Source organism: Mesorhizobium kowhaii (assembly GCF_003253745.1).
Classification (GTDB): Bacteria; Pseudomonadota; Alphaproteobacteria; order Rhizobiales; family Rhizobiaceae; genus Mesorhizobium; species Mesorhizobium kowhaii.
Window position 1 is genome coordinate 447,198 of record NZ_MZXV01000013.1, and the last position, 24,063, is coordinate 471,260.

Annotated in this window: 22 protein-coding genes, 1 tRNA gene and 2 pseudogenes; 12 read left to right on the forward strand and 13 right to left on the reverse strand. The window is 62.1% G+C overall.

All coding sequences use genetic code 11. From position 1 onward, the window contains the following. Position 1 precedes the first annotated feature (1 nt). Positions 2-949 (reverse strand): S1C family serine protease, encoded by a 948-nt coding sequence (locus tag B5V02_RS04600; protein ID WP_111543019.1) that lies wholly within the window; start codon positions 947-949, stop codon positions 2-4. 167 nt (positions 950-1,116) lie between these two features. Here B5V02_RS04600 and B5V02_RS04605 point away from each other — a divergent pair, with 167 nt between their 5' ends. From B5V02_RS04605 to B5V02_RS04615, 3 genes are all read left to right on the forward strand, one after another. Beyond that, positions 1,117-1,989, forward strand: a complete 873-nt coding sequence (locus B5V02_RS04605) for a S1C family serine protease (RefSeq protein ID WP_111543020.1) — start codon at positions 1,117-1,119, stop codon at positions 1,987-1,989. Positions 1,990-1,997: 8 nt separating this feature from the next. Continuing rightward, positions 1,998-2,627, forward strand: coding sequence for a helix-turn-helix transcriptional regulator (locus B5V02_RS04610; protein WP_111543021.1), 630 nt, complete (start codon positions 1,998-2,000; stop codon positions 2,625-2,627). 110 nt (positions 2,628-2,737) lie between these two features. Next, positions 2,738-3,604 carry an SDR family oxidoreductase gene (locus tag B5V02_RS04615; RefSeq protein WP_111543022.1) on the forward strand — a complete coding sequence of 289 codons (867 nt, stop codon included), beginning with the start codon at positions 2,738-2,740 and terminating at the stop codon, positions 3,602-3,604. Here B5V02_RS04615 and B5V02_RS04620 read toward each other — a convergent pair. The 4 genes and pseudogenes from B5V02_RS04620 to B5V02_RS04635 form a co-directional block, all read right to left on the reverse strand. Continuing rightward, a complete protein-coding gene (locus tag B5V02_RS04620; protein WP_111543023.1) occupies positions 3,601-3,894 on the reverse strand; it encodes a type II toxin-antitoxin system RelE/ParE family toxin in 294 nt (97 codons plus the stop codon). The genes B5V02_RS04615 and B5V02_RS04620 overlap by 4 nt on opposite strands. Next, positions 3,891-4,127 (reverse strand): type II toxin-antitoxin system ParD family antitoxin, encoded by a 237-nt coding sequence (locus tag B5V02_RS04625; RefSeq protein WP_111543024.1) that lies wholly within the window; start codon positions 4,125-4,127, stop codon positions 3,891-3,893. The genes B5V02_RS04620 and B5V02_RS04625 overlap by 4 nt, the downstream gene beginning before the upstream one ends. A gap of 99 nt (positions 4,128-4,226) precedes the next feature. After that, a pseudogene (locus tag B5V02_RS42600) lies at positions 4,227-4,310 on the reverse strand (TIGR00645 family protein); the annotation flags it as partial. A gap of 342 nt (positions 4,311-4,652) precedes the next feature. After that, positions 4,653-6,926, reverse strand: coding sequence for an OmpA family protein (locus tag B5V02_RS04635; RefSeq protein WP_111543026.1), 2,274 nt, complete (start codon positions 6,924-6,926; stop codon positions 4,653-4,655). A 197-nt stretch (positions 6,927-7,123) separates the two neighbouring features. On the opposite strand from B5V02_RS04635, the gene B5V02_RS04640 reads away from it, so the two are divergent. Further along, positions 7,124-7,570, forward strand: a complete 447-nt coding sequence (locus tag B5V02_RS04640) for a YcgN family cysteine cluster protein (protein WP_111543736.1) — start codon at positions 7,124-7,126, stop codon at positions 7,568-7,570. A 244-nt stretch (positions 7,571-7,814) separates the two neighbouring features. Beyond that, a complete protein-coding gene (locus B5V02_RS04645) occupies positions 7,815-8,198 on the forward strand; it encodes a hypothetical protein (RefSeq protein WP_111543027.1) in 384 nt (127 codons plus the stop codon). A gap of 235 nt (positions 8,199-8,433) precedes the next feature. Here B5V02_RS04645 and B5V02_RS04650 read toward each other — a convergent pair whose 3' ends face one another. Then, positions 8,434-9,147: an SIMPL domain-containing protein gene (locus tag B5V02_RS04650; protein WP_111543028.1), complete on the reverse strand. Its 714-nt coding sequence runs from the start codon at positions 9,145-9,147 to the stop codon at positions 8,434-8,436. 135 nt (positions 9,148-9,282) lie between these two features. On the opposite strand from B5V02_RS04650, the gene B5V02_RS04655 reads away from it, so the two are divergent. From B5V02_RS04655 to B5V02_RS04665, 3 genes and pseudogenes are all read left to right on the forward strand, one after another. Continuing rightward, positions 9,283-9,358 (forward strand) — tRNA-Ile (locus B5V02_RS04655). 602 nt (positions 9,359-9,960) lie between these two features. Beyond that, positions 9,961-10,362 (forward strand): annotated as a pseudogene (locus B5V02_RS04660) (SDR family NAD(P)-dependent oxidoreductase); the annotation flags it as partial. Between the two features lie 25 nt (positions 10,363-10,387). Next, on the forward strand, positions 10,388-10,624 hold the full coding sequence (locus B5V02_RS04665) for a tautomerase family protein (protein ID WP_111543737.1): 237 nt from the start codon (positions 10,388-10,390) through the stop codon (positions 10,622-10,624). Between the two features lie 503 nt (positions 10,625-11,127). On the opposite strand, the gene B5V02_RS04675 is transcribed toward B5V02_RS04665, so the two are convergent. From B5V02_RS04675 to B5V02_RS04700, 6 genes are all read right to left on the reverse strand, one after another. Next, entirely contained in the window at positions 11,128-11,868 is a 741-nt protein-coding gene (locus B5V02_RS04675) for a ribonuclease activity regulator RraA (protein WP_111543030.1), read from the reverse strand. Between the two features lie 23 nt (positions 11,869-11,891). Next, on the reverse strand, positions 11,892-13,055 hold the full coding sequence (locus B5V02_RS04680) for a mandelate racemase/muconate lactonizing enzyme family protein (protein WP_111543031.1): 1,164 nt from the start codon (positions 13,053-13,055) through the stop codon (positions 11,892-11,894). 33 nt (positions 13,056-13,088) lie between these two features. Continuing rightward, positions 13,089-14,186 carry an ABC transporter ATP-binding protein gene (locus B5V02_RS04685; RefSeq protein WP_111543032.1) on the reverse strand — a complete coding sequence of 366 codons (1,098 nt, stop codon included), beginning with the start codon at positions 14,184-14,186 and terminating at the stop codon, positions 13,089-13,091. Between the two features lie 10 nt (positions 14,187-14,196). Further along, complete coding sequence (locus tag B5V02_RS04690; protein WP_111543033.1) at positions 14,197-15,087, reverse strand: carbohydrate ABC transporter permease; 891 nt, start codon at positions 15,085-15,087, stop codon at positions 14,197-14,199. Next, positions 15,084-16,043 (reverse strand): carbohydrate ABC transporter permease, encoded by a 960-nt coding sequence (locus B5V02_RS04695; protein ID WP_111543034.1) that lies wholly within the window; start codon positions 16,041-16,043, stop codon positions 15,084-15,086. Before B5V02_RS04695 ends, B5V02_RS04690 begins: the two co-directional genes overlap by 4 nt. Positions 16,044-16,122: 79 nt before the next feature. Further along, entirely contained in the window at positions 16,123-17,604 is a 1,482-nt protein-coding gene (locus B5V02_RS04700; RefSeq protein ID WP_111543035.1) for an ABC transporter substrate-binding protein, read from the reverse strand. A gap of 215 nt (positions 17,605-17,819) precedes the next feature. Here B5V02_RS04700 and B5V02_RS04705 point away from each other — a divergent pair, with 215 nt between their 5' ends. The 4 genes from B5V02_RS04705 to B5V02_RS04720 all read left to right on the forward strand — a co-directional run bounded on the left by B5V02_RS04705 (position 17,820) and on the right by B5V02_RS04720 (position 22,411). Then, positions 17,820-18,530, forward strand: coding sequence for a GntR family transcriptional regulator (locus B5V02_RS04705; protein WP_111543036.1), 711 nt, complete (start codon positions 17,820-17,822; stop codon positions 18,528-18,530). 54 nt (positions 18,531-18,584) lie between these two features. Beyond that, complete coding sequence (locus B5V02_RS04710) at positions 18,585-19,751, forward strand: mandelate racemase/muconate lactonizing enzyme family protein (RefSeq protein WP_111543037.1); 1,167 nt, start codon at positions 18,585-18,587, stop codon at positions 19,749-19,751. Between the two features lie 63 nt (positions 19,752-19,814). Next, a complete protein-coding gene (locus B5V02_RS04715) occupies positions 19,815-21,173 on the forward strand; it encodes a mandelate racemase/muconate lactonizing enzyme family protein (RefSeq protein ID WP_111543038.1) in 1,359 nt (452 codons plus the stop codon). Positions 21,174-21,211: 38 nt separating this feature from the next. Further along, on the forward strand, positions 21,212-22,411 hold the full coding sequence (locus B5V02_RS04720) for a mandelate racemase/muconate lactonizing enzyme family protein (RefSeq protein WP_111543039.1): 1,200 nt from the start codon (positions 21,212-21,214) through the stop codon (positions 22,409-22,411). Between the two features lie 551 nt (positions 22,412-22,962). On the opposite strand, the gene B5V02_RS04725 is transcribed toward B5V02_RS04720, so the two are convergent. Next, positions 22,963-24,057 (reverse strand): patatin-like phospholipase family protein, encoded by a 1,095-nt coding sequence (locus B5V02_RS04725; protein WP_208647040.1) that lies wholly within the window; start codon positions 24,055-24,057, stop codon positions 22,963-22,965. Positions 24,058-24,063 lie beyond the last annotated feature (6 nt).

Consider the following 24,063-nt stretch of genomic DNA (forward strand, 5'->3'; position numbering starts at 1 on the left):
CTCAGCTGCGCGCCACCGGCGTCACCGTCACCTGGCTGACGCCGGTGCGGCGCACGACGGTGCACAGCGTCTCGAGGCCGATGCGCTCGGCATCGAGCAGGCGCACCAGATCGTCGACGCCGGTGACCGGACGGCCGTCAATGGCGGCGATGATGTCGCCTTCTTTCAGGCCGGCCTTGGCCGCCGGGCCATTCTTCTCGACGCTGCGCAGCCGCACCGCAGTGCTGGTCGAGACTTGCGACAAAAGGGCGGCGCGGCGCGGCAGGTTGGTCGTGTCGGCGGAAACGCCGATGAAGGCGCGGCGCACGCGGCCGAAGCGGATGATCTCCGAGATGACGAAGTTGGCGGTGTTGGAGGCAACGGCGAAGGCGATGCCCTGCGCGCCATGGATCATGGCGGTGTTGACGCCGATGACCTCGCCGGCCGACGACACCAGCGGCCCGCCGGAATTGCCGGGGTTGAGTGCTGCGTCGGTCTGGATGACGTCGTCGATCAGCCGCCCGGTGGAGGCGCGCATCGAGCGGCCGAGCGCCGAGACGACACCCGAAGTGACGGTCCATTCGAAGCCGAGCGGATTGCCGATGGCAATGGCGATCTGGCCGCGCCGCAGCCGTTTGGAATCGCCAAGCGGCGCGACATCGGCAAAGCTGCCGTCGGCGCGCACCAGCGCGATGTCGGTGTCGGGATCACGGCCAAGCACGCGGCCCTCGCGGGAGGCGCCGTCGGGCATCGAGACGCGCACCGTCTTGGCGTCGCCGACGACATGGAAATTGGTGACGACCAACCCGTCCGGCGCGATGACGAAGCCGGAACCATGGCCGCCCTGGCCGCCAATGCGCTCGATGCGGCAGACGGCGGGGCCGATGCGGTCGACGGCGTCGGCAACTGTCGTCGAATAGGCGTCGAGCAATGTATCATCGGACTGGAATTTGGCGGCGGCGAGGGCCATGGCGGGCTCCGTGTTATCAGGCTTGATCGTGACTATATGTGCGGAGCGGCTGGAACCGCCGCGACCTGACCAGATGGCCAGTCAAACCGCCAACTAGCCGTCAGGCGAGTACCTCTGAGCGCACTGTCGAGCGATATCTGGGGCATGAAGAAACCCAGGAGACCAATATGAGCGATTTCAATCTGAGTGCGTTTTCCCAAGCCATCGCCGATCTCGCCGCCAAGGCGGCGCCGGCAACGGCGAGTTTCGCCACGCATCATCATCGCACGGCAAGCGCCTTCCACTGGCGCGACGGCTATTTCGTCACCGCCGAGGAAGCCGTCGAGGCTGGCGAGGAGATCGAACTGACGCTGGCCTCTGGCGAGACGGTGAAGGCCGAACTCGTCGGCCGCGACCCATCGACCGGCGTTGCCCTGCTGAAGCCGGCCGATGCTATCAACGCCGCGCCGCTGGCCAAGGCTGATGCGGTACGGCCCGGCAATGTCGCCATCGCCATCGGCAACAGCCAGGGTTCGGCGCTGGCCGTGTCGGGCTCGGTCGGTGAAGTCGGCCCGGCCTGGCGCTCGATGCGCGGCGGCACCATCGACCGGCGCATCAATCTGGCCGTCGGCGCCGGCGGCCGTTTCGAGGGCGGCCCGGTGCTCGACGCCAAGGGCGCGCTGATCGGCATGCTTTTGTTCGGGCCGCGCCACAGGGCGCTGGTCATGCCTTACGAGACGATCGAGCGGGCAGTTGCGACCTTGCGCGAAAAGGGTCATGTCGCGCGCGGCTATCTCGGCGCCGGGCTGCATCCGGTGCGCGACCGCAACGCGCATGGTGCGATGGTCATGAGCCTCGACGACGAGGGCCCGGCCAAGGCCGCCGGCCTTTCGCTCGGCGATATCATCGTGGCATGGAATGGTGAGGCCGTGCATGGCCCGCGCGACCTGATCCGCAGGCTCGGACCCGACAGCGCTGGCGTTTCGGTGACACTTGGTGTCGTGCGCGGCGGCGAGCAGCGCGATGTCGTGCTGACGATCGGCGAAAAGCCGCTTTCCTGAGAGGAGTGATGGACACGCTCACCAGCGACCGGATTGTGCATGACGGTGCCGCCTCGCGGCGGCTGGTGGTGCTGATTGCGCTTGGCGACGCGGGGCGCGCCGAGCGCCTGGCTGCCTCGCTTGCCGCGAGCGACGACCTGCTGCCGGTCGTGGCCGGCGGCGGCACGGCCGATGTCGCCATCGTCGACGACAGCAGCGGTGATGCCGTGCCGGCCTCCACGCCACGGGTGCTGCTGTCGGGACGCGGCGAGCGGCCTGCCGGCGAGGTGTTGGCCGTGATGCCTGCGGGCGCGGACGATTTGTTGATCGCAGCGGCGGCGCGGCTGGCGGCGGCCGGCTATCGCGTATCAGGCGATGGCAGAGGCGGGCGCCATGAGGATTTCCATGCCGGCGATGGCGAGCCGTTCGAGGATGAAGCCTCCGACGAGCACGCCGCCCGGCCTTCGCTGTCGCCGCGCGAGGCGGAAGTGCTGGCGCTGCTGGCCGAGGGCGCGCCCAACAAGGTGATCGCACGGCGGCTGAACATTTCCGTGCACACGGCGAAGTTCCATGTCGCCGCGATCCTGATCAAGCTGGGTGCCGCCAACCGCACCGATGCGATCGCCATTGCGATGCGGCAGGGGCTGGTGCTGGTTTAGTCATAAACCCTACGCAGCGTAACTAGGCGTCCAGCGTGTCGGGCCTTGCGCTGTGGTCGCCTGCCGCGCAAAGGTTCGCGCCTGCTATGTTGCAAGGGAGGCGCGAGGAAATGTCGCTCAAGGGAAAGACGCTGTTCATCTCCGGCGGGTCGCGCGGCATCGGGCTGGCGATCGCGCTGCGCGCCGCGCGCGACGGCGCCAATGTGACGATCGCCGCCAAGACCGCCGAGCCGCATCCGAAGCTGCCGGGCACAATTTACACCGCCGCTGAAGAGATCGAGCAGGCCGGCGGCAAGGCGCTGCCTGTGCTGTGCGACATCCGCGAGGAAGCGCAGGTCGCCGAGGCGGTTTCAAAGACCGTGGAAAAGTTCGGCGGCATCGATATCTGCGTCAACAATGCCAGCGCCATCCAGCTCACCGGCACGCTGGAGACCGACATGAAGCGCTACGATCTGATGCACCAGATCAACACGCGCGGCACATTCCTCGTCTCCAAAATGTGCATTCCGCACCTGAAGTTGGCTAATAATCCTCACATTCTGAATCTGGCGCCGCCGCTCGACATGAAGGCCAAATGGTTCAAGAACCACGTCGCCTACACTATGGCCAAGTTCGGCATGTCGATGTGCACGCTGGGCATGAGCGCCGAGTTCGCCAGGGACGGCATCGCGGTCAATTCGCTGTGGCCGATCTCGACCATCGACACGGCCGCGGTGCGCAATCTGCTGGGCGGTGCGACCGTGGCGGCGATGAGCCGTTCGCCCGACATCATGGCCGATGCCGCGCATGCGATCTTCATGCGACCATCACGCGAGGCCACAGGCAATTTCTACATCGACGAAGAGGTGCTGCGCGCCGAGGGCGTCGGCGACTTTTCGATCTACTCACCTGATGCGACCGGGCCGCTGGCCGGCGATTTCTTCGTGCCGGACGAGGTGTTTGCGAATTCTGATACCAAGATCAGGAATACGTTTTAAAGATGCCTAGGGTAGTCCATTCGCTGATGCAAAATGCGTACAACATTGATGGAGCGATTGGCCATTCGTAGAAATTGCACATGAGAGCCTACGGCATGTTTCACCAAGCCGGGGCGAATATTCTCCGCATTTTTAGCCATCGCTGGAAATTGGCCTATCAAATTTATGATTGAGCGAATGGCGTGGATATAGGCTTCCGCTCGCTCGGGACCCCATTCTTTCAGGGAATGGTCCCAAATCTGGTCAAGATCTGCTTTCGCTTTTGGTGAGAACCTGACGGTTCGCTTCATCCGCGCTTCTTGGACTCTAGAAAGGCATCGAAGTCGAATGGCTCTGGATCGCCTGACATATCTCCCTCATCGATGGCAGACCGGAGTTGCTCAAGCTTGAGTTCCTGTTCTTCCAAAAGACGAAGGCCGGCCCGAACGGTTTCGCTTGCCGACCCAAAACGGCCGTTCGCTATCTGCCGCTGGATAAAGGCATCGTACTGATCACCTAGGGTGATGGAGGTGTTCTTGGGCATGATGAATCTCCAATACCAATAGATGGTATCAATTTTCCCGAATGCTAACAAGCATAGGAGTGCGAGGCTTTCACTCCTCGTCCTTCTTGCCTTTGCTCAGAGCGCATAGATGGCCAGCGCCACGCCCAGCCCCAGATAGAAGACGACCAGCAGCCAGCGTGAGGCAAGGATGATCGATTCGATGGCGAGTTCGAGACGCTTCGTAGAGTGGTTCCGGTTGGTTCTCTTGGGATAGTGCGCCGTAGGGTGGTGGGTCGTATTTCGGTCAGGCCGCCCCTGTTTGAAAGACAAAAAACCCCGCCGGCGAGGGACCGGCGGGGCTCAATGCGTCCCGCTGGAGTCGGGACGGGGCAGGGAACGCCCAGTCCAGAATCTGGGGTGGGTGAGCCCGCGATTCAATGAGCCGGCTCTAATGCCGATGCAATTCTTGTTGAACCTGGCACGTCGAACCATCCCCGGCAGGACCGGGGATGGTTGCTTCTCGTGCAGAGTCCGCAAACCAGGTCATGGTTTTGAAATCATGACCTAATTGTTGCTGGCGACAGGCGCCACCAGCGAGGTGATGCGGCGAATGGCGACGCGCCGGTTCTCGCGGTTGGGCGCGGCGGTGTTGACCTTCAGATACTGCTCGCCATAGCCCTGCGTCGTCAGGTTCTCCGGCGGGATGCCGAAGGCATTGGTGAGGGCCTCCGCGACCGATTCCGCGCGGCGATCGGACAGGGCCAGGTTCGCTTCCGGCCTGCCGACGGCGTCGGTATGACCTTCGATCAGGAAGGTCTCGGCCGGGTTCTTCTTCAGCAGCTTCTCCATGGCGTTGGCGACACCCTCGAGCTTCTGCACCTCGGTGTCGGAGATCGAGGCCGAGCCGAATTCGAAGTTCAGCGTGTCGAGGTCGACGCGGCGTGCAATGTCGCGCACGCGGGCCGAACGCTTGACCTCGTCGATCGAATAGAGGCGCTGGACCTTCTCCACCGGCGGCTGTTCGAGGAAGGTGTAGTAGTCGTCCGGGCTTTCGACGTCCTCGGAATCGAGGATGTATTCCCGGCGCGGGATGGTCAGCCGCATCGGCGGCAGGTCGTCGCCGGGATCGCGCCAGTCGCCCTCATCCTGATAGTCCTGCTCGTCGACATAGCTCAGCACATATTCGCGCCCATCCTGCGTGATCCGTGAACGCTGGATGACGTCGCCGTAGCGGTTGCGGATGGTGACGATCTGGACGCCATTGTCGCGCTCGACGATTTCCCGAGTGCGATCGCCTGACAGATCCTCATAGTACACATTTCTGGCGCCGCGGGTCATGCGCGGGGCGTCATTGCTCTGGACGAATGTCTGGTTGTTGAACTGCAGGATGACGCGGTCGCCGAGTTCCCTGACGACGTCGACGCCTTTCGGACGCCGGCGGTCGCGGACGTTCTCATCGGGTGCACGCTCTACGCGCTTGCCCTTTTCCTCCGTCACCGGGGCGATCTTTTCAGGCTGGATTGCCTGTTGGGCCGACTTGTCGTCGGTGGGCGGGGGTCCCTGGTCGACCGGAACCGGCTTTGGAGCTTGCGCCTGCTCGCCATTCTGCTGAGCGGGCTGGTTGGCCTGCTCGCCATTCGCATTCTCGCCTCCCTGCTGGCCGTTCTTGCCCTTGCGCTTGCGCAGGACATCCTTCTGGCTATCAAGGATGGGAGCTGCGTTCTTGTCAGCCGGGGCTTCGCCCTGGGCAGCATTTTTTTCACCTTGGGCCGGCTGTTCGCCGGTCACGGGCTGCTGGCCATTGGCGGGCTGTTCGGCCGTTGACGGCTGTTCTCCAGTGGCCGGCTGTTCTCCCGTCACCGGCTGTTCGATGACAGGCTTCTTGCCGCGCTTCTTCTTATCCTGAGGCTGTTCGCCCTGGGCGGGCGCCGCCTGCTGCTCAGGCTGAAGCGGTTCGGCCTGCGGAACCGGCTCGCCGGCGGGCGCTTCCTTCTTGGCCGGCGCCTGTTCGGCGGGTGCGGCTTCGATCTGCTGATCCTGCTTGCGCTTCTTGCGCAGGGGCTGTGGGTTGTTGTCGTTTGCTGGGGCCGCCTGTTCGGCAGGGGCGGCCTCGATCTGCTGCTGCTGATCACGCTTCTTCCTGCGCGGCTGCTGTTCCTCGGCCGGAGCGACCTGTTCGGCGGGCGCCTGTTCAGTCTGCTGCTGCTGATCGCGCTTTTTCTTGCGCGGCTGCTGCGCCTCGGCGGCCGGAGCGGCTTGCTCGGCCGGCGCCTGCTCAGTCTGCTGCTGCTGATCGCGCTTTTTCTTGCGGGGCTGCTGCGCCTCGGCGGCCGGAGCGGCTTGCTCGGCTGGCGCCTGTTCAGTCTGCTGCTGCTGATCGCGCTTTTTCTTGCGGGGCTGCTGCGCCTCGGCCGCCGGAGCGGCTTGCTTGGCCGGCGCCTGCTCAGTCTGCTGCTGCTGGTCGCGCTTCTTCCTGCGCGGCTGCTGTTCTTCGGCCGGGGCGGCCTGTTCGGCTGGCGCCTGCTCGGTCTGTTGCTGTTGCTTCTCACGCTTCTTGCGCGGCTGCTCCTGCTCGGCGGGCTGCTCGCTCTGGGCGGCGGGCGCCGCCTGCTGCTCTGGCTCGGCCTTCTTCCGCTCCCTTTGTTTAGGCTGCTTCTGCGCACAGGCCTCGGCCGATTCGCCCTCGGCGCACGCTGCCTGCGCCAAAATGAACGCGGCTGACGTGTGCTGGGCGGGGCCGAAGGCGGCACTTCCCTGAAGCGGGAACGCGCCCAACGGCGCGGATGCCATCAGCAGGCCTAGTGCGGTGCCTGCCAGAATCCGGGGTTGGCGTTTCATCGAAAACTCTCCTTGTGGGGTCCCATCCTTGCCGAAACTGATCTTGAGCCGATTGGTTCCAGTTTGGCTGGGATAGAGGCCGTACGGGGCGATTGGCCGACCTTTTGAAGGCAACTTCGTGTCATTCACCTGGCAACCGCCGCATTCCGGCCGTTGCCGCGCTTGACCTTGCCGGCGGCTGGGGCCACATGCCGGGAATGGAAAAGCCCTTCTGGAAAACCAAGGCGCTGGAGGCGATGAGCCCGGCCGAGTGGGAGTCGCTGTGCGACGGATGCGGCAAATGCTGCCTGTCAAAGCTTGAGGACGAGGACACCGGCGAGATCTACTGGACCAGCGTCGGCTGCCGTCTGTTCGACGCGCAGAGCTGCCGCTGTTCGGACTATGCCAACCGGCTGGCGCGCGTTCCCGACTGCGTCGGGCTGACGCCGCAAAATGTTCGCACCATCAGCTGGCTGCCCAGCACCTGCGCCTACCGGCTGGTGGCCGAGGGCCATGACCTCTACTGGTGGCACCGGCTGGTGTCGGGCAGCGCCGAGACCGTTCATGAAGCCGGCATCTCGATGCGCGGGCGGGTCAAGGCGAGCGAGACCGACCTTGCCGAGCCGGAAGACTATTTTGATTACATGCTGGACGACGAGCCCTAAGGCTCGCGCTGGGACGACGAGCCTGATCTTCAAGCCGATCTGCTGGATTGGGAACCGGGGACTGACTGAGGCGTTTTGGAGCATTCACCCCTGCCGTGGACGATGGTAAATGGCCGGCGAATTCCTTTCCGCCACATGAACCGGAGATGAATGGCCGGTTCGCAAAAAGTTCAGACAGGCAAGTGCATTCTCCCCCCATCGGTTCACGAGGACGGGCGAAAGCCCGCAACAAGGAGAGAAGACGATGTTCAACACGATCAAGACGGCAGCCCTTTCGGCTCTGGTCGGTCTCGGCACGCTGGCCGCGATCCCAGCCCATGCCGACAGCCTCTATCTCGGCTTCGGCAACAACAACGACACGCGTTTCGGCGTCTATGCCGGCGACGATGGCTATCGCCATCGCCGTGATGAACGCCGCGGCGACTGGCGCGGTGATGAACGCCGCTACGGCTGGCGCCGTGGCTGTTCGCCAGACCGCGCCCTCGACAAGGCCGAACGCATGGGCCTCTACCGTGCCCGCATCGTCGACGTCAGCCGCCGCACGGTGAAGGTGATGGGCCGCCAGGACGGCGACCGCGTTGTCATCGTGTTCGCCAATGACCGCGGCTGCCCGGTTATTTATCGCTGAGATCGGTTCAAGAAGCACCTCCTCGAAGGTCGGTCTGGAGGCATGATCTTCTGCGAAGATCAGCCTGGCGGCATAACCCGCTGCGAGGGTTAGCCGGGAGTAGCTGAGCCCCTTTCCGTCTGAAGGGTGTGGCTCGAAAAAACCCCGCGGGAGCAATCCCGCGGGGTTTTTCATGCACGGCAGTGGTCTTTGACCGTGGCCGAGCAAGGCTCGGCCACGGATCGTCAGGAGCCGCTTACTTCAACTCGAAGGTGACGGTGACCTGGACATTGTAGGAATTCTCGCCGGCCTGCACCGGAGCCGCAGCACCCGCCGCGGCATCGAAGGCCTTGGCGTTGATCGGCATCGGCGTTGGCGCGATGTTCTGATCGGTGATCTCGAGCACCCGGCCGAGGCTGACGCCGGCGGCTTCGGCCAGCGTCTTGGCCTTGGCCATGGCGTTGGCGACCGCCTTCTTGCGGGCCTCGGTGACGGTCGCTGCCGGGTTGTCATTGGTGAAGGCGATGCCGCCGCCCTGGTTGACGCCGAGCGACACCGCCTTGTCCAGAATCTCGCCCGTCTTGTCGACATCGCGCACCCGCACCGACAGCGTGTTGGTCACCTGATAAGCGACGAGTTCGGCTTCCTGGCTGCCGTCCGGCTTGTTGGTGTAGTTGTAGCGCGGGTTGATCTGGATGCCCGCGGTCTGCAGGTCGCGGTCCTTGATGCCGGCCGACTTCATCGACGCGATCACGGCGGCCATGGCGTCGTTGTTGGCGTCGAGCGCCGCGCGCGCGGTCTTGGCCTCGCGCATGACGCTGAGCGTCAGGACCGCCAGATCGGGGGCTACGGTTGCTTCGCCTTCGCCCGACACAATGATGCGGGGCGGCGTCGGCAAATCGGTGGCTCCAGCCATCGCCGGAAAAGCGATTGCAGCGGCGAGCGCGAGAGGCAAAAGGCGTCTGGTCATGAAAATCTCCTTGGTCCGCGATCAAAGTCGCTGAGGTCGCGTAGAGCGCGATTATGGGTTGATTTGGGCGATCAGTGGAAGCCTGACGGGAAAGCCTTGTGCCGCGATGCGAAAAACATTAATCCAGCCCGCGTGGGGCCTGTAGCTCAATGGTTAGAGCCGGCGGCTCATAACCGCTTGGTTGGGGGTTCGAGTCCCTCCGGGCCCACCATAACCTTTGACTTTGTTACCAAAAATTGCCTTGGGCCCAGAACGTTGTGGGCCAGTTATGGGCCGCATGCAACGGGTGCAACCCGGCCGCCAATGCCGCGCCGCCGGCAGCGGGGACTGGAATTCACCAATCACGCCGTGACACCGGACCGACGCGCGCACCTCAGTCGTGGAAAGTAAACTATTGCAGCGCTACAAAGTTTGCGAAAACAAACCTATATCGGCGATTCCGGCGGCCGTGGAACTGCTGTATCGAAGGTAGCGCCCATGCGTTAGACGACGTCGATTGCGGTGCCTCGCACATCGATAGCGTAGCCGCTGCTACGAATAGCGTCCGCCCGCTCCACCACTTTCACGTCGAACCCATAGCGATCAAGCCAGGTTGCGTTGGACCTTGCGCACGCGCTTCATGTCGCCGGCTGTCCGAACATTTTCGCCGCTGCGGCGACTATGTCCTCCTGTGGTACCTCACGAAGGCGCTGGCCAATGTTCCAGCGACAGCCGAACGGATCCACCAATTGACCGTGGCGCTCGCCCCACGGACTCCTGCAGCCTGCAGCGGCTCCACGATGGTGTCTGCAACGGTCTTGGTCATGGAATGCCAACCTGACCGGTTTCTTCTTCGCCACCCAGGCCGTGATCGCCGCAATGGAACGTCAGGGCAGCGGCCATGTCGTCAACATCACCACCAGCTTGGTGAAGCAGGCCAGTTCGAAGGTGCCATCGGTGCTCGCTTCGCTGACTAAGGGCGGGCTCGACGCCGCGACCCGGAGTCTGGCGATCGAATACGCCCGCAGCGGAATCCGGGTGAACGCCGTGTCGCCGGGCGTCATCAGGACGCCGATGCATGCGCCGGAGATGTACGAGGCGCTGGCGGGCCTGCATCCGCTGGGCCGCCTTGGTGAGATTTCCGACATCGTCGGCGCGGTCCTCTACCTGGAGGATGCCCCTTTCGTGACGGGGGAAACCCTTCATGTCGACGGCGGCCAGAGCGCTGGCCACTGAGCCCACCAGTCAAGGGAGACCCTTCATGCCTATCGTTACCGTCCAGCTCACGCGCGAGGGCACCGAGCCCGGTGTGGACCATGTTACAACGGAGCAGAAAGCAGCCATCTACAAGGGCGTGAGCGAGGTACTGCTCGACGTCCTCGGGAAGCCGCTGGACTGGACCTGGGTGGTGTTTGAGGAAGTGGAGATGGAGAATTGGGGTTGGGGCGGCATGCCCGTCCCCGAATACCGCAAGCTGCTGGCTGCAAAGGGCGTTTGAGCCCCATTGCATCTCCCCGAAAAGCATACTGGTGCTTCAACTGACATGGTTTTGCCTTCGACGTCGGCGACCCTGAGGTATCGCACCGTCGGGGTAGATGGGTTGGAATTATTCTACCGTGAAGCGGGCTCGCGCGATGCGCTGACCATCCTGCTGCTCACCGCGGCTCGGGCCAGTCGTGGCCAGACAAGGGCCGGAGATCAGGATGGCAGCAGATACCAAGATTGCCCTCGTGTGCGCGGTCTCATCGACCGCCCGTGCGGCTAGCCGACGCAGGAACGTCGGAGTTCGGCGCTGGTCTATGGCCTTCGCGATCTGCGCTTTAAGGAAAGCGGGTAATGATGCCCTTGGCGTTGTCGAGTCCCACCGCCTGCAGGATCGGGTAGGCCGAGGAAAGATTGGTGACAAGTGTCAACGGGGAACCTCACCAGGCCTCAGCTTCATCTAGGCGCATCTTAACCGCGCAATCATGTTTATAGGCAAAGGCGACTAGTATCCGTCTATCAAGATTTGGAGTTGGCTTTCCGCCACTCCTCGTACTCATCGCTCGCACTTGGGTGCAGCGGATAGTAGCGTTGCAGCGACCCGCCCTCCATTAGCTTCACTCGCGAGAACTCCTCCCAATCGTGATGCTTCTGGGATTCTTCGATTACCTTCGAGGCCATTGCGACGGGAAGCACAACCACCCCGTCGTCGTCGGCGATGATGATGTCGCCGGGGATCACCGTGACATTGCCGCAGGCAATCGGAACGTTGACGGCGTTTGGATAGATACTGGTCTGCACATGGTAATTGGGCGTCCAGCCGCGCAGCCATAGGGGCAGATCGAGCTTCTCGACATTGGGCCGATCGCGCATGCACCCGTCGATGACGATGCCAGCGCCGCCTCTGCCCTTGAAATACGTCGACATCATATCGCCGAAGACACCCGAGCTCATGTCGCCGCGCGCGTCGACCACGACCACATCTCCTTCCTGCGCGTGGTAGAGCACGTGCCGATGCAGTTGCGTTTCCGGATCGGCATATTCTCCCTCGGTGAAGAGGTCCGGCCGCTGCGGCATGAACTGCAGCGTCAGCGCCGGTCCCACGATCGACTTGCCGTGGTTCTGCGCCACCGGGCCGACCATATGCGGATTGCGAAAGCCCATGTGGCCAAGCGTGCCGGCAACGGTCGCGGCGCCGATCTCCCTTAGCGCGTCGATCAAGTCTTTGGACGGCCGGGTGATGTCGGAAGTATGCGTCATGGTGGACTCCGGTTGAAATCGAGCTACCAGTTCGTGACTGAACCATCGCGGCGCTTGAGGTGGGGCGCTTCCCAGAAACGGAAACTCTGCGCCTGGATCGCCTCCTCGTTGATCTCGACCCCCAGTCCCGGTTGGTCACTGACCGGATAATCGGGGCCGTCTAGCCGTGGTTGCACCGGGAAGAACTCGGAATTGTCGAAGCCCAGCTTTCTTTCCGGAGCCCTGGTCTCGAGCCACGCGAAGTTCGGCACCGCGGCGGCGAGATGGATGGTCGCGGCGGTGCACACCGGACCAAGGGGATTGTGCGGCATCAAGTCGACATAGTGCGCCTCGCTCCAGCCCGCCACCTTCATCGCCTCGGTGATCCCGCCGACATTGCAGACATCTAGCCGGTTGAACTGATGGATGCCGCGCTCGATGTAGGGCAGGAACTGCCACTTGCTGGCAAACTCCTCGCCGATGGCGAAAGGGATGGCCGTCATCGTGCGCAGGGATTCATAGGCCTCCGGTGTCTCGTCCCGTATCGGCTCCTCGAGGAAATCAAGCACGCCGCGGCCGAGCTTGTTGCAGAAGCTCGCCGCCTCGGCCACCGACAGCCGATGATGATAGTCGATGCCGAGCACGACCTCGTCGCCCAGCGCCTCGCGCGCCTTGTTCAGCATGCTCGCGGTAGCGCCTATCGACTCGCGCGGCTCGAAGATGTCCCTGCTGCTTTGCCCGACTGGGAAGAAGCGGATCGTCTGCCATCCCTGTGCGCGCAGTTCGCGGGCTCTTTCGATGGCAACGTCGCCCTCGGAATCGTCTCCGGTCGAGGCGAAGGTGGGGATACGGTCGCGTTGCTTGCCGCCGAGCAGCTCGTAGACCGGTACCTCCAGCGCCTTGCCCTTGATGTCGTGAAGGGCAATGTCGATGGCGGAAATCGCCGCCTGCAGAACGCGCCCGCCTTCGAAATACTGGCTGCGATAGATTTCTTGCCAGATCCGGCCGATCTGCATCGGATCGCGACCGATGAGAAATTCGCGATAGTGCTCGATCGCGCCAGCCACGGCCCTCTCGCGACCGCTCAGGCCGCTCTCGCCCCAGCCGAAGATGCCCTGGTCGGTCTCGACCTTGACGAGCATCTGGTTGCGCGTTCCTACCCACACTGGATAGGGCTTGATCGCGGTGATCTTAAGCTTCGTAGTCATCAACGCCCACGTTCCACACGCATCCGCCCAGTGTCAGTTGGCCTGGAAGGCCATTTCGGTTTCGCCGTCGAACAGATGCATCCGCTCCTGGTCGAACTCGAGCCAGATCTGCTCATCGGGCGCGATGGCTATGTTCGGCGGCACGCTGACGTTAACGATGGCGCCGGACAGCAACGCCTGCACGAAGGTGACGTCTCCGGTCGGCTCCACCGTATAGGCCCTGGCCGGGACGCTGCCTGCCACCGCACTCTTGTGGAGTTTGATCGTTGAGTGACGTGCGCCGAGCACGACTTTCCTGGTCGTTGCCCCTGCAACCTTCTGGGCGTTGCGCGGCGAGAGCTCAAGGCTCCAGCCCTCCGCGCCGGTCAACACTGTGTTGCCGTTTGCCGTCGATGCCTCCAGCGGAATAAGGCTCATCGCCGGGCTGCCGATGAAGCTGGCGACGAACATGTTCACCGGATGGGCAAAGACCTGCGCCGGCGAATCGTACTGCTGCAGCAGGCCGCCGTTCATCACCGCCATCTTGTCGGCCATAGTCACGGCTTCGAGCTGATCGTGCGTCACATAGACGATCGTCGCCTTGAGGTCTTGGTGGAAGCGCTTGATCTCCGACCGCATCTGCACGCGCAGTTTGGCATCGAGGTTGGAGAGCGGCTCGTCCATGAGGAAAACAGCGGGGTCGCGGACGAGGGCACGGCCGAGGGCCACACGCTGCTGCTGCCCGCCCGAAAGTTCGCGCGGCTTGCGCTCGAGCAGGTGCGTCATGTCGAGCACCCGCGCCGCTTCCTTGACCTTCTTGTCGATCTCGTCCCTGGGCAGTTTGCGCATCTGCAGCGGGAACGCCAGGTTTTTGTAGACCGATTTCTGCGGATAGAGCGCGTAGTTCTGGAACACCATTGCGATGTCCCGGTCCTTGGGGTCGAGGTCGTTGACCACCCGGTCCCCGATGACGATGTCGCCCGATGTGATCGGGATCAGGCCGGCGACGAGATTGAGGGTGGTTGTCTTGCCGCAGCCTGAAGGGCCGACCAGCGCAACGAACTCGCCGTCATTGACCGTCAGCGAAACGTCGTTGACAGCTTTGAAGCCGCCATAGGTCTTGACGAGATCTTTGAGGACCACGTGGGCCATCGGCAACTCCCTAGTGCTTGACCGCGCCTTCTGTAAGGGCGCGTACGAAGTATCGTTGCAGGACGAGGAACAACACGACGACGGGCACGCTCATCATAAAGCTGGCCGCCATCAGGCCCGGAAAGTCCGTCGTATTTTCCGAGAAGAAGCGCTGGATGCCGACCGGCAGGGTCAACTGCTCGTTCTTGGAGAGGAAGGTGTAGGCATAGATGTACTCGTTCCACGCGCCGATGAAGGAATAGATCGCGGTGGCGATGATTCCGGGCGTCGAAAGCGGCATCACGATCAGGATGAAGGCCTGGAACCGCGTTGCCCCGTCAATGCGCGCCGCCTGCTCGAGCTGCACCGGAATGTTGTCGTAGAAGCCCTTGAGCAGCCAAATCGCCAGCGGCAGGCCGAAAGTGAGATAGGTGAGGATCAGCGAACCATGCGTGTTCACCAGCCCGAGCATGCGCATCAGTATGAACAGCGGCACGAGAAAGATCACCGCCGGGAACATGTTGCGCAGCAGCACGGCGAAGAACAGGAAGTTTCGGCCGGGGAAACGGAAGCGCGAGAAGGCGTAGGCCGCCGGGACAGCCACGATCACCGAAAGGATTGTCGTGACGGTCGACACGAAAAGGCTGTTCCAGAAGAAGCGGAGGAAGTCCTGGCCGACGCTGTTCTGCGGATCGAGCAGCTTCTGGTAGCTGGCAAGGGTAGGCTCGTCTGGCCACCATTGCGGCGGGAATTGCATCGCCGCGAAGCCGGACTTGATCGAAGTGATCAGCATCCAGATCATCGGCAACGCGGTGTAAAGCAGCATGAACACAAGGAAGATGCGCCCGGCCCACCGCCATCCGTCGACGCGGATGCGGCGACGGGTCTGACCCCGAGGGGCTGTCCCGGCAATCGTGCTCATGCGCTCCCCTCTTTCCGTTCGTTGCCGCTTAGCGCACGGACATAGAAGTAGCCCAGCGTCATCAGGATGAGGAACAGGAGCACCGAATAGGCCGATGCCACGCCCCAGAGCTGTCGTCCGAAGGCGAGCTCATAAATGTGGGTGATCCAGATATGCGATGCGTTGGATGGCCCGCCGCCGGTCATGATCCAAGGGATGATGAAGGAATTGAAGTTGGCCACTGCGAGCAGCAGGATGGTCACCGTCGAGACGCTGCTCAGATGCGGGAAGGTAACGTGCCAGAAGCGCTGCCACGCACTGGCTCCGTCGACTTTTGCGGCGCTCAGCAGCTGTTCGGGGACCGTCTGCAGGCCGGCCATCATCATGATCATGGCAAAGGGAAACTCGCGCCAGATATTGACGACGATCAGGGAGGGCAGCACCGTGCTGACGTTGTCGATGAAATTCGGCGGCCGGTCGGCCAATCCGAGACCGACCAGCACCGCACCGATGACTCCGAAGTCCGAATGGTAGATCCACTTCCAGATGTAGGAGGCGGCGACGGCGCTGATAACCCATGGAATGATCAGGATAGCGCGCAGGACGCCACGGCCGATAAAGTCGCGGTGGAGCGCCAGCGCGGAGCCAAACCCCAAGACGAAGGAGATGAAAGTCGATGCCAGTGTCCAGATCATAGTGTTCCAGGTGACTTTCCAGAACACCGGACTGGTGAGGATGTTCGTGTAGTTGTCGAAGCCGACGTAGATCTTGTCGCGCAGCTGTAGGCCAGGCGGCGTCTTAAAAAATGACAACTCGATTGTGTAATAGATCGGATAGGCGATGACGATGAGCATCACGGCGATCGCCGGGAGCACGTAGGCGTAGTCGGCGCGATGCTCCCACATCTTCCACAGCACGCCGGACCTACCGGATTGCAGTCTTCGGCGAGCCTCGGCCTTACCGGTCACGATCGTCACTGTGGCGCGCCCTTATATTCTTTGGAACGAACCGGCTGCACCATCGGTGCGGCCGGTCGGATCGTAAGTCAGGTTCAAACTAGAGTTTGCCCTCTACCAGGCTCTTTACCTTTTCGGCCGCGTCGTCTGCTGCCTGGTCGACGGTCATCGCTCCGGTCAGGGCATTCTGCAGCATGTCCGGGACGATGATGTTCATGATCTCGGGAGACTGCGGCAGCGCTGGAAACGGGATGCCGTATGGCAGCATCGACGTCGTGACATCGAGGAACTTGATGCTGTCCAGACGTTCCTTCATCCATTTGGTCTTGAAGCCGTTGAGGTTGCCCGGGTTCGAGCCGGCGTAGGCCATCTTCAGCGACCATTCAGGGCTCGTCCACATGCAGATGATGGCCTTTGCAGCCGGCTCGTCCACCTTGCCGCCCTCGACATATTCGGGCTTCAGGATGTGAATGTTCGAGCCGCCGAATACAACGGCGCGCTTGCCGTCTGGGCCAGTCGGAATCAGGCCGTAGCGCATGTTGTCGATGACGGTCTGAGCCTTGTCCTTGTCGGTGCCCGTCGCCTTTTTCTGCAGGTCGAGCATGACGTTGTAGTCGGACGGGTGCGAGACCATCATGCCGAGTTGGCCGGCTAGGAACAGCGGCTGGTTATCGGCCTGCTGGTTGGTGAGTGCCGAAACCGGAACCGACTTGTCGCGAACATACATATCGTACGAGGCTTGCAGCGCCGCCTTGCTCTGCGGGCTATTGAGTTCGACCTCCTTATAGGTCGGGTTTGCGGTGGCTTCGTCGAAGACGCCGCCGCCATAGGCCCATAGCTGCGGCATGAAGCGGTATGGCGTGTTGCCGGCATTCTTGCGAGCCACGAGGCCGTAGCCGGAAATGCCAAGCTTATCGTGAATTTGCTTGGAATACTTGACCACGTCGTCCCAGGTCGCCGGAGCCTTGTCCGGATCGAGGCCGGCACGCTTGAAGATGTCGGCGTTCCAGATGAACGCCATCGTCTCGTTGTTGGTCGGAATGCCGTAGGTCACTCCGTCCCAGGTCACCGCCTTCATGGCGCCGGGCCAGAAATCCTCGGTCGAATACCCCACATCCTCGGGCTTGAGCGGCTGCAGATAGCCCTTTGCGGCGAACTCGGTACCACCCAGGATTTGCAGGCGGACCGCCATCGGCGCGGCATTGCCCAGGAGCGCCGTGCGGAACTTGTCGAGAAGGTCGTTGTAGGTGAGGGCTTGTTCCTCGAGCTGGATGTTCGGATAGGTCTTGCGGAAGGTCTCGAAGAACTCCTTGTAGTACTGGCGCAGGAGGTCGGGGTCGCCCTCGAACACGCCCTGATACCAGAAAGTCAGCCGTCCCTTGTAGTCGAGCGGGGTGACCTTGCCGCAATCGGCCGCCGTATCAAAATCCTGTGTGCCCGCAATGGAGCGCACATATTCCGGCGACCACTTGCTCAAATCGACCGGCGGCGCACCCAGCGCCGACGCGGACATTAGCGATACCACTAAAGCAGCGGAGACAGTGCCGCGCAGGACGGCACCGCCGAGTGTAATCCTCGTCATAGGTATCCTCCAGGTTTCTCTCCCATGCCGCTCTGCATCGAGGCAAGCGGTCTTTGCTCGTTCGATCGCGGAACGTCTTCCTGTTCTGTGTATCCCTTCGAGCACTTTGTACGTTTTCAGATCGCGGATTGTCTGTCAACGCGATAAATCGTACATTGTTTATGGAAACCGTGCGTGATATCGATTAAAGCGTGTATTGATTTGGGGAGCCGGCCTTGGCCGAAACAAGCGATTTTAAAGCAGAGCCACCCGCGGGGATTGACCCCATCGGGGCCTCCAGCGAGGGCGCCTCGCTTTATGAGCTGATCAGGGAAGACATCATCGAGGGGCGGCTCGCCGCCAACGAGCGGCTTGTGGTAACCGATCTCGCCCGGCGTCACGGCACCTCGACCAATCCCGTGCGCGAAGCTCTGCAGCTATTGCGCGGCGAGGGCTTTGTCACCTTCGTTCCCAACCGAGGCGCGCGCGTTCGGCCTATAGATCAGGATTTTGTCCGGGATATCTACGAGATCGGAGTCCTGATCGAGCCTGCCCTGACGCGATGGTTTGTGAACATGGCTACCGTCGAGGACATTGCCGAACTCGAACGTATCCAGGGCCTGATCGAAGAGAACAACTTTGCCGACACGTTCAGGCACAGCGAACTAGACACCGCTTTTCACACCGTGATGTACCAGCGGCACTATAACCGCCATGCCGCCGAGCTCTGGTGGAAGCATCGCGAAGTGCTGCGAGCCGTGAGCCGGCGTTTCAATTTCACGCTCGCACGGCGTGCCGCAATCCTTCGCGAGCATCGCGAACTCATCGCACTCGTGAAGGCGGGAGAGGCAGACAAGGCCGCCGACCTCATTTCCCGCCATGTCGAGGGTTCCGGCCGGCATGTTCTCGAACAGATGCGTGCGCGCAACGCCGCTCGGGCCGGATAGAATCGCCAATCCGGAACATCGTTAGCCTGACCATCAGATAAAGGTAGTTGAGAGATGAAAATCACGAGCGTTCGGCCGTGGCTGATCAAGTCCGATGCCTCATATTGGGGAGAGTACCTGTTCGTCGAAGTGACGACCGATGAGGGGGTTAGCGGCTGGGGCGAGATCACCACCACCACAAAGCTGGCCAACCGCGCGCTCTGCACGATCCTGCGGCAGATCGGCATCGCCGTGACTGGCGAGGATCCAGCGCGGATCGAGCACCTCTGGCACAAGATTTTCCGCAGCTTCACCTACATGGGCAGCCGCGGCGCCGCCGTCGAATGCGTAAGCGCCATCGACATCGCCCTCTGGGATATCCGGGGCAAAGTCCTTGGCAAGCCGATTTACGAACTGCTGGGCGGACCGGTACGCGATGAAATCGCGCTTTACACCCATCCCAACCAGGCCAAATTTACCAGCAAGGAGGCTGTGGTCCGCGAAATTCGAGACATCGTCGAGTCCGGACATACTGCGCTCAAGTTCGATCCTTTCCCCCACCAGGGCCGCAGCGCCGACGGCCTGTCCCGCGAACAGCAGGACGGCTACCTTGATGGTAGCATGGCGCGCAAGGACGAGCGCGAAGCGGCCGAACTCACGGCGCTGATCCGCGAAACCGCGGGGCCCGATGTCGACATCCTGATCGATGCGCATGGCCGCTTCGACGTTCCCACGGCCATTCGCCTCTGCCGTAGCCTCGAGGAGGCCGGCCAGATCGATTGGTTTGAGGAGCCGTGTCCGCCCGAGAGCCTCAACGCCCTCAAGCAGGTGCGTGAGAAGGTCAGTGCCGCCATCTCGTGGGGCGAGCGCGGCCACACCAAGTGGGATTTCGTGCCGGTGCTCGAGAACAAGCTCGCCGACTACATCATGCCGGACGTCACCTGGACCGGCGGCATTACCGAACTCAAGAAGATTTCCGCCCTGTGCGAAGCCTACTACATCCCGGTTTCGCCACACGACGCCGCAGGGCCGATCAACGTGGTCGCGGGCGCGCAGGTGATGATGACCGTTCCCAACTTCTACAAACTCGAAACGTCGGAGTGGAACCTGGGCAAATACGATCACCTCATCGACAGTCCACTCGACGTTTCGAACGGCAGCCTCAAACTGACGTCGAAGCCTGGTCTCGGCGTTGAGATGAACCGAGACTACCTGCAGGCCCACGAGATTGAGCTGGGCTAGCAATGCTCTACGTCGGCCCGGCATGCCGGACGACAAGCCAACCGACCAGAACGAGGATAAGTCATGCCAAAGACGGGCGGAGCCGACGAGGCGCTCAATCGGGTGAACACGAGCTCCAAACCATCCGACCTTCGCATCACCGACATGCGGGTGGCCGAAATCGTCGGTGCGCCATTCACCTCGGCGCTGCTCAAGATTTACACCAACCAGGGTATCGTCGGGCTCGGCGAGGTGCGTGACGGCGCCAGCGCCACCTACGCGCTGATGCTGAAAAGCCGGCTGCTGGGCGAGAACCCTTGTGACATTGACCGGCTGTTCCGCCGAATCAAGCAGTTTGGCGGCCATGGACGGCAGGGTGGTGGTGTCTCGGCAGTCGAGATCGCCCTCTGGGATCTCGCCGGCAAGGCCTATGGCGTGCCGATCTACCAGATGCTCGGGGGACGGTTCCGCGACAAGGTGCGTGTCTATTGCGACACCGACGCGGAGAAGCCCAGCGGCACCGAGTCCGGAAAGCGGCTCAAGGCGCGGATGGATCTCGGTTTCACTTTCCTCAAGATGGACCTCGGGCTGGCGCAGATGTCCCACATCCCGGGCACGGTGGTCGCGCCGGCTGGCGTGCTCGATGGTTTCCGCACGCATGCCGGTCGCGGCCGGGCACGCACGCCGGACGAGCGCCGGGCGCGCAATGCCGTCTATGACGCGCAGAACGTGCCGCATCCCTTCACCGGGCTCCACTTTACCGAAAAGGGCATCGACCTGCTCGATCAATATATCCACGAGGTCCGCGAGGAGATCGGCTACGAGATCCCGCTCGCCATCGACCATGTCGGCCACGTCTCGCTGCAGGACGGCATCCGTCTCGCCCGGCGGATCGAGAAATACGCACCAGCCTGGCTCGAGGACGTGATCCCCTGGCAGTACACCGAGCAGTATCGGCAGTTACAGCAGGCAACGTCGGTGCCGATCTGCACGGGTGAGGACATCTACCTCAAGGAAGGTTTCGAGCCGCTGCTCAATTCAGGCATCTCGGTCATCCACCCGGACTTGCTTACCACCGGCGGCATCCTCGAGACCAAAAAGATCGGTGACATGGCGCAGGACCACGGCGTTGCCATGGCCATTCACATGGCTGAAAGCCCGATCGCCGCGATGGCCGCCGCGCATGTCGCGGTGGCGACGGAAAACTTCATGGCGCTCGAGTATCACAGCGTCGAAGTGGACTGGTGGGACGATATCGTTACGGGCTTGCCCAAGCCGCTGGTCAAGGACGGGTTCATCACAGTGCCGGACAAGCCAGGTCTGGGCATCGACGACGTGGTTGATGAAGTCATCGGCCAGCACCTGCAGGAAGGGGTCAAGGGCATGTGGCAACCGACCGATCACTGGGATGACGAATATTCCTGGGACCGGACCTGGAGCTGACCGCCTCACCTATTGAGGGAAGGTAAGAAAGGGAAAGCATGAAGATCACCGACCTGCGCTGTGCCGTTATCGGCAGGCACCCCATCGTCCGCATCGTTACCGATGAGGGGCTCTATGGCCTGGGCGAGGTCGAGTTCACCAAGACCTACCTCAAGCCTTGGGTGCTGCATTTCCGCGAGGCACTGATCGGCGAGGATCCGACTGACGTCGAGCGCGTGATGCTGAAGATCCGCCAGCGCGGCTCTTTCAAGCCCTATGGCGCGGCGGTCAGCGCGATCGAGCATGCGCTGTGGGACATTGCCGGCAAGGCCGCAGGCGTGCCGGTCTACAAATTGCTCGGTGGCAAGGTGCGCGACAAGGTGCGCGTCTATAACGGCTCGATCCGCCAGAAACGCTCAGGCGACCGGCCGGAGGATTATGCCGCTGATGTCAAATGGATGATGGAGCAGCCGCAGAACTTCTTCATGGTCAAGCAAGGAATCTCGTTCCACTCCAACATGAAGGACACTGTCGAGGACTTCCACTATGGCGTAACGCAGAAGAAGGCCGGCTACCACGGTGCCATGGATCAGGGCGTGATCAGCGAGCGCGGTTTCAACCATATGCTCGACTGCGTGATCGCGATGAAGGAAGTGCTCGGCGACAAGGTCAGCTTGGCGCTGGACTGCGGCCCGGGCTGGATGCTGCCTGATGCGATCAAGTTCGCTCGCGCAGTCGAGAAGTACAATTTGATGTGGCTCGAGGACATGCTGACCGGCGACTACGTGCCGTGGGTCAATCCGCAGGCCTATCGGGAGCTGACCACATCCACCTCGACACCAATCCATACCGGCGAGCAGATCTACCTGCGGCACAATTTCAAGGAACTGATCGAGACGCAGGCGGTGCGCGTCATCGGCCCCGACCCTGCCGATGTCGGTGGCATTGCCGAGCTCAAATGGATTGCCGAGCACGCTTACATGCACTCGATCCTGATGGCCCCGCACGGTACCGCGAATGGCCTGCTCGGCCTCGGCGCGCTGATCAATGTTTGCGCCACCTTGCCCGCCAACTACGTGGCGTTCGAATATCCCAGCGCCTCGGACCTGTGGTGGAACGACATCGTCATCGGCCTGCCGTCGCAGATCGTGAAGGACAGCATGGTGGACCTGCTGGAAGCGCCAGGGTTGGGGCTCGATATCGACGCCGAAGCAGCCAGGAAGTATCTCAGGGAAGAGGATGCGGGCTTCTTCGACTGAACAGTCCTTCTTTCGCCCTCTGCACCACGCGGACCGCTTCACGCAAATTGGCATCCTGAATGACCGCCTCGGGGTCGATCTTAGCTCTCGACTACGAATGGATCGACAAGGTCGCTGCAGCGATGGCTTCTTTAGGGGTGAGGTAGTTCGGGTCAGGCATGGGCGTTATAGATAGCAGAGTTGTGCAACAGCTTGTTGCACCCGCGACCCCATCGGATCGAGACCTGAGGAGAATGCCGGCGCCGTCACCGCGGACTTCTCGTCGTGACCCGAAGCTGCCATTGAAGGGGTCATGCGATGATGACCGTTTGCGCCTCATCTCGGCCGTAGAGTTCAATTTTGGGTTGCCCGAAGCCAGACATCTCCGGCGAACACGTTGGAGGTCGCGGTTGGGCCAAATCCAGTCCTTCCGAAGGTACAGACTCCGATGACCGCTGTTGGCGGTAACGTCGACTGTACATTGCAGTCCTTGCTAATCAGCGGGACGTGGGGCGGCTTCCGACTCGGTTGGGTCCGGCCAGATTCGACATCGTCTGCCGGCCCGAACCTACTCATTTCGAAAATCCGGGAGGCACCGTTTTCCACGGTACGCCGTCGCGGCCCATTTCGTAGCCTTTTTCGTACAGCGCCCGCATGAACTTGCTGTCGAACGGGCTCTTTGCTTCGACCGTGAAGTCGGTCGGGATATCTATGTAGCTGTAGTTGATGCCGTCGCGCTTGGCGACAGCGTAAAGCCGATAGAGATCGCCAATCCCTTGCGTCTTGATGAGGGAAGAGACCGCCTTTTCGGCAATGTCAGGCAGTGTGGCCTTGACGATGCTCGGTTCCGGCGTCGTCCGGCCGTTGCGGATGATATAAAGCCGCGCCTTGACCCGAGCGTGGAACGTCTGGTCGAGCTCGCGCAGGCTCAGCCCAGCGGGCATCAGAAAGACCTCGTTGCTGGTGCCACCGTCGACATGCATTTCGTGATAGGTCTTGCCCGCCGCGGTCACTTCCAGTTCGACCGGGGGAAAAATGCCGGGAATGGATGTGGAAGCCAGGATGACCTGCTTGAAGAGCTTCAACCGGTCCGACCGATTGCTCGCAGCAATAGCACCCATGTCCCAGATTACCGCTCGGTCCGCATCGAGGTTGGTTGTTCCGATGAAGAGTCGCCGTCCCTTCCCTGACTCCCGGGCGATCTGATCGAGCATGTCCTGGGTTATGTATTCGTCAAGCATCTTGGCGAGCGGCGCATTGCTTGTGAAGGAGGCGCTCGACAGCACGCCGAGGATGCTATGCTTGGTATAGATGTTGGCATCCTTGATTGTGGCGAAGCTTTGCTTGAGTTGATCGTCGTAGGCTGGCCCAAGGAACGCGAATGGCGCGATCAAAGATCCGGTACTAATACCGGTGACAATGTCGAACTTGGGCCTGGTCCCGGCCTTGGTCCATCCGGCGAGTATTCCGGCTCCGAAGGCGCCGCTGCTGCCCCCGCCGGAAAGCGTCAGCACATTGAGCTCTCGCGGTTTTATGGATGGGTCGGTCTTGGCCGCCTCTAACCGCTCGTTGCGAAATAAGACGAGCCGATCGGCCGGGACACTTGCATAGGAATCGCCCCAGGCACGTATGTCGCCGGGGAAGCCATTCACTTCGGCTGTGGCCATGTGTTT